A 4,989-nucleotide genomic window follows, 5' to 3' on the forward strand; every position below is an offset into this window, starting at 1 on the left:
TCCGAGGACAGATCCTGTACGGCACCGACGCCGGTGGCTGCGGCGCGGGCTCGGCTGCCACGACCCGCACCACCGCCCCGGCTTCGCCGTGACCGGTATCCGGGGCCGGAGTCCGCGGCAGCCCCGTCAGAGTTCCGTCAAGGCCGGATTCCGCACCCCGGCGGGCGCCTTCGGCCGCCCGGGACGAACGTAGGGTCGATTCCGCGCAGACAGCGGTGAACCGGCGACCGGCGACCGGCGGCGGCCGTGCTGTCCGGAAACCGGAAGACAATGAGGGCATGGGACGCGGCAGACTTCGGATCCACCTCGGCGCGGCACCGGGCGTCGGCAAGACGTACGCGATGCTGTCCGAGGCGCAGCGCCGTGTCGAGCGGGGCACCGACTGCGTGGTGGGCTTCGTCGAGCACCACGACCGGCCGCGCACCAGGGCGCTGCTGGAGGGCCTGGAACAGATACCGCGCCGGGAGCTGGAGCACCGGGGCGCCGTGCTCTCCGAGATGGACCTCGACGCCGTCCTCGCCCGCCGCCCCCAGGTGGTTCTCGTCGACGAACTCGCCCACACCAACGTGCCCGGCTCGCGCAACGCGAAGCGCTGGCAGGACGTGGAGGAACTGCTGGCCGCCGGGATCGACGTACTGTCGACCCTCAACATCCAGCACCTGGAGTCCCTCGGCGACGTGGTGGAATCCATCACCGGCGTCCGGCAGCAGGAGACCGTACCGGACGAGGTGGTGCGGCGGGCCGAGCAGACGGAGCTGGTCGACATGACGCCCGAGGCGCTCCGCCGCCGCATGGCGCACGGCAACGTCTACCAGCCGGACAAGGTCGACGCCGCCCTCTCGAACTACTTCCGTCCCGGCAACCTCACCGCGCTCAGGGAACTCGCGCTGCTGTGGGTGGCCGACCGGGTCGACGAGTACCTCCAGCGGTACCGCAGCGAGCACGACGTCTCGGCGATCTGGGGCTCACGCGAACGGATCATGGTCGGCCTGACCGGCGGCCCCGAGGGCCGCACCCTGATCCGCCGTGCCGCGCGGCTGGCCGAGAAGGGCGCCGGGGGCGAGGTGCTCGCGGTCTACGTCGCCCGCGGCGACGGGCTCACCGCCGCCTCGCCCGGCGAGCTGGCCGAGCAGCGGACCCTCGTGGAGAGCCTGGGCGGCACCTTCCACCACGTGGTCGGGGACGACGTCCCGGCCGCCCTGCTCGCCTTCGCCCGGGCGGCGAACGCCACCCAGCTCGTGCTGGGCTCCTCGCGCCGCAAGACGTGGCAGTACGTCTTCGGCCCCGGCGTCGGCGCGACCGTCGCGCGGGACTCCGGTTCCGACCTGGACGTGCACATCGTCACCCACGAGGCGATCGCCAAGGGGCGCGGACTGCCGGTGGCCCGGGGCGCCCGGCTCGGGCGGTCGCGGGTGGCGTGGGGCTGGGCGGTCGGGGTGGCGGGTCCCGCGCTGCTGGCCGTGCTGCTCAGCGCCTTCGACCCGGGCCTGGCCAACGACATGCTGCTGTTCCTGGCACTGACCGTGGCCGCGGCGCTGCTCGGCGGGCTGCGCCCGGCCCTGGCCTCGGCCGCGTTCGGCTCGCTCCTGCTGAACTACTTCTACACCCCGCCCCTGCACCGCTGGACGATCTCCGACCCGAGGAACATCGTCGCCATCATGATCTTCGTCGCCGTCGGCGCGGCGGTGGCGTCCGTCGTCGACCTCGCCGCCCGCCGCACCCATCAGGCGGCCCGGCTGCGCGCCGAGTCGGAGATCCTGTCGTTCCTCGCCGGCAACGTGCTGCGCGGCGAGACCGGTCTTGAGGAACTGCTGGAACGGGTCCGAGAGACGTTCGGCATGGAGTCGGCGGCGCTGCTGGAACGCGCCGGCGACGTCGAGCCGTGGACCTGTGCCGGGCGGGCCGGCACCGGACCGGCCCTCGAACGGCCCGACGACGCCGACGTGGACGTCCCGGTCGGGGACCACCTGGCGCTCGCGCTGACCGGCCGGGTCCTGCCCGCCGAGGACCGCCGGGTACTGGGTGCCTTCGCCGCCCAGGCCGCCGTCGCCCTGGACCGCCGCCGGCTGCGCGCCGAGGCCGACCGGGCGCGCACCCTCGCCGAGGGCAACCGCATCCGCACCGCCCTGCTGGCCGCCGTCAGCCACGACCTGCGCACCCCGCTGGCCGGGATCAAGGCCGCGGTCTCCTCGCTGCGCTCCGAGGACGTCGACTGGTCGCCCGAGGACCGGGCCGAGCTGCTCGAGGGCATCGAGGGTGGTGCCGACCGCCTGGACCACCTGGTGGGCAACCTGCTCGACATGTCCCGCCTGCACACCGGCACGGTCACCCCGCTGATCCGCGAGGTCGACCTGGACGAGGTGGCGCCCATGGCGCTCGGCGGGGTGCCCGAGGGCAGCGTCACCCTGGACGTCCCGGAGACCCTGCCCATGGTCGCCGTCGACCCCGGGCTGCTGGAGCGGGCGATGGCCAACCTGATCGAGAACGCCGTCAAGTACGCTCCCGCCGGCACCCCCGTCCTGGTGGCCGCCAGCGCGCTCGCCGACCGGGTCGAGGTCCGGGTGGTCGACCGCGGCCCCGGCGTCCCCGACGACGCGAAGGACCGCATCTTCGAGCCCTTCCAGCGCTACGGCGACGCTCCGCGCGGGGCCGGGGTGGGCCTCGGCCTGGCGGTGGCGCGCGGCTTCACCGAGGCCATGGGCGGCTCCCTGAACGCCGACGACACCCCCGGCGGTGGCCTCACCATGACGCTGACCCTCCGCGCGGCTGCCCCCACGGCGACGGAGGACACGGCGGCGACGACCGCGACGGCAACACGCGCGGAGCCCGTGGGCTCCGCAGAACCGGAAAGGCACTCCTCATGACCCGTGTGCTGGTGGTCGACGACGAGCCGGCGATCGTGCGCGCCCTCGTGATCAACCTCAAGGCCCGCTCGTACGAGGTCGACTCCGCCCACGACGGCGCCGAAGCCCTTCGCCTGGCCGCCGCCCGCCACCCCGACGTGGTCCTCCTGGACCTGGGCCTGCCCGACATGGACGGCGTCGAGGTGATCCGGGGACTGCGCGGCTGGACCCGGGTGCCGATCCTGGTGCTGTCCGCCCGGCACGCCTCCGACGAGAAGGTCCAGGCGCTCGACGCGGGAGCCGACGACTACGTCACCAAGCCCTTCGGCATGGACGAACTGCTGGCCAGGCTGCGGGCCGCCGTGCGCCGCGCCGAGCCCTCCGGCGAGGACGAGGTCGGCCTGGTGGTGGAGACCGACGGGTTCACCGTCGACCTGGCCGCGAAGAAGGTGAACCGCGAGGGCAAGGACGTACGGCTGACCCCCACCGAATGGCATCTGCTGGAGGTCCTCGTGCGCAACGGCGGCCGGCTGGTGGCGCAGAAGCAGCTGCTCCGTGAGGTCTGGGGGCCGTCGTACGGGACGGAGACGAACTACCTGCGCGTGTACATGGCCCAGCTGCGCCGCAAGCTGGAGGCCGACCCGTCCCACCCGAAGCACTTCATCACCGAGCCGGGCATGGGCTACCGCTTCGAGCGGTGAGTGCCCACCCGTGGTGTGTGCGCCGCGTGCGTGGGGCCGGGAGCGGCCGGTTCAAGCCGGTTCGGACCGGGCGGGCAGCGGGTACGTAACCGTGGGAGCGCCCCGGTACGCTTCACGTATGGGTGCTGTTCCTCGCTCGGAGAAACCGACGGGCCGGTTCCGGCGCATGCTCGACCGGCTTTCCTCGTCACAGGAGGACCTGGAGTCCGAGGAGCTGCGTGAGGACGCCGAGACCGCCGGCTGTACACGGATAGGTGACTGCCAGGACCGGCAGATAGTGACGGTTACTGGTACCTTGCGCACGGTCACGCTGCGGCCGCGCGCGGGAGTTCCCGCCCTGGAGGCCGAACTGTTCGACGGCTCCGCCGCGCTGGACGTGGTGTGGCTCGGCCGGCGCTCCATCGTCGGGATCGAACCGGGGCGCAGACTGATCGCATCGGGCAGGATCTCCCTGAGCAGAGGCCACAGGGTGCTGTTCAACCCGAAATACGAACTGAGACCCCTCGGACGGGAGTAGCCGGTGACGTCACTCGACAAGCCGACAACCGAAGACACATCCGCCGACGACGCCAGGGCGGTGACCGAGGCCGCCCTGTTCGAGGCGTTCGGCGGGGTGCGGGGCATGGTCGAGACGGTGCTGCCCGGTCTCCTGTTCGTCAGCATCTACACGATCAACAAGAACCTGCACATGGCGGCGATCGCGGCGCTCGCCGTGTCGCTGGCGATGGTCGTGGTCCGGCTGGCGAGGAAGGACACCGTCAAGCACGCCTTCAGCGGTGTCTTCGGCGTCGGCTTCGGTGTGGTCTTCGCGATGATGACCGGCAACGCCAAGGACTTCTATCTGCCGGGCATGCTCTACACCACGGGCCTGGCCCTGGCGTACATCATCACCGCGATGGCCGGGGTCCCGCTGATCGGTCTGATGCTGGGCCCGATCTTCCGGGAGAACCTCTCCTGGCGCACCCGTAACCCGGGCCGTAAGAAGGCCTACACCAAGGCCAGCTGGGCCTGGGGTCTGATCCTGCTCGGCAAGAGCGCGATCCTGTTCCCGCTGTACTGGTGGGCGGACACGACACAGCTGGGCTGGGTCCTGGTCGCGCTGAAGATCCCGCCGTTCCTGCTCGCCGTGTACCTGACCTGGGTGTTCCTGGCGAAGGCGCCGCCCCCGATCGACGTGTTCGCGGAGATGGAGGCGGAGGAGCGCGCCGAGGAGGAGCGCAAGACCGCGCGCGAGCAGGAGAAGGCGCAGCACGCGGAGGACGGCGACGCGACGACGACGGGCCGGCACCGCCGCCCCTGAGCGCGGTGAGCACGTACGTGAGTGGGGGGGGCGCGGGGGGCTCCGGGGGCCCCCCCCACACCAGGGGGCCGTCGGGGCATGCGACCGCCCGGGGTCGTGGGAGGCGGCCCGCCACATGTGGCCCCACGCGTTGACGGCGGGGCGC

At 72.4% G+C, this 4,989-nt stretch carries 4 protein-coding genes; all 4 read left to right on the forward strand.

The features are described from left to right. The first annotated feature begins 278 nt into the window (after positions 1–278). A complete protein-coding gene (locus ACFWVE_RS34665; protein WP_384023144.1) occupies positions 279–2,864 on the forward strand; it encodes an ATP-binding protein in 2,586 nt (861 codons plus the stop codon). Then, positions 2,861–3,544, forward strand: a complete 684-nt coding sequence (locus ACFWVE_RS34670) for a response regulator (RefSeq protein WP_384023147.1) — start codon at positions 2,861–2,863, stop codon at positions 3,542–3,544. Before ACFWVE_RS34665 ends, ACFWVE_RS34670 begins: the two co-directional genes overlap by 4 nt. A gap of 118 nt (positions 3,545–3,662) precedes the next feature. After that, positions 3,663–4,061: an OB-fold nucleic acid binding domain-containing protein gene (locus ACFWVE_RS34675; protein WP_266073760.1), complete on the forward strand. Its 399-nt coding sequence runs from the start codon at positions 3,663–3,665 to the stop codon at positions 4,059–4,061. Between the two features lie 3 nt (positions 4,062–4,064). Beyond that, positions 4,065–4,844, forward strand: a complete 780-nt coding sequence (locus ACFWVE_RS34680; protein ID WP_384023152.1) for a DUF3159 domain-containing protein — start codon at positions 4,065–4,067, stop codon at positions 4,842–4,844. The last annotated feature ends 145 nt before the right edge of the window (positions 4,845–4,989 follow it).

Origin of the sequence: Streptomyces sp. NPDC058632 (assembly GCF_042717095.1) — a bacterium.
Lineage (GTDB): Bacteria > Actinomycetota > Actinomycetes > Streptomycetales > Streptomycetaceae > Streptomyces.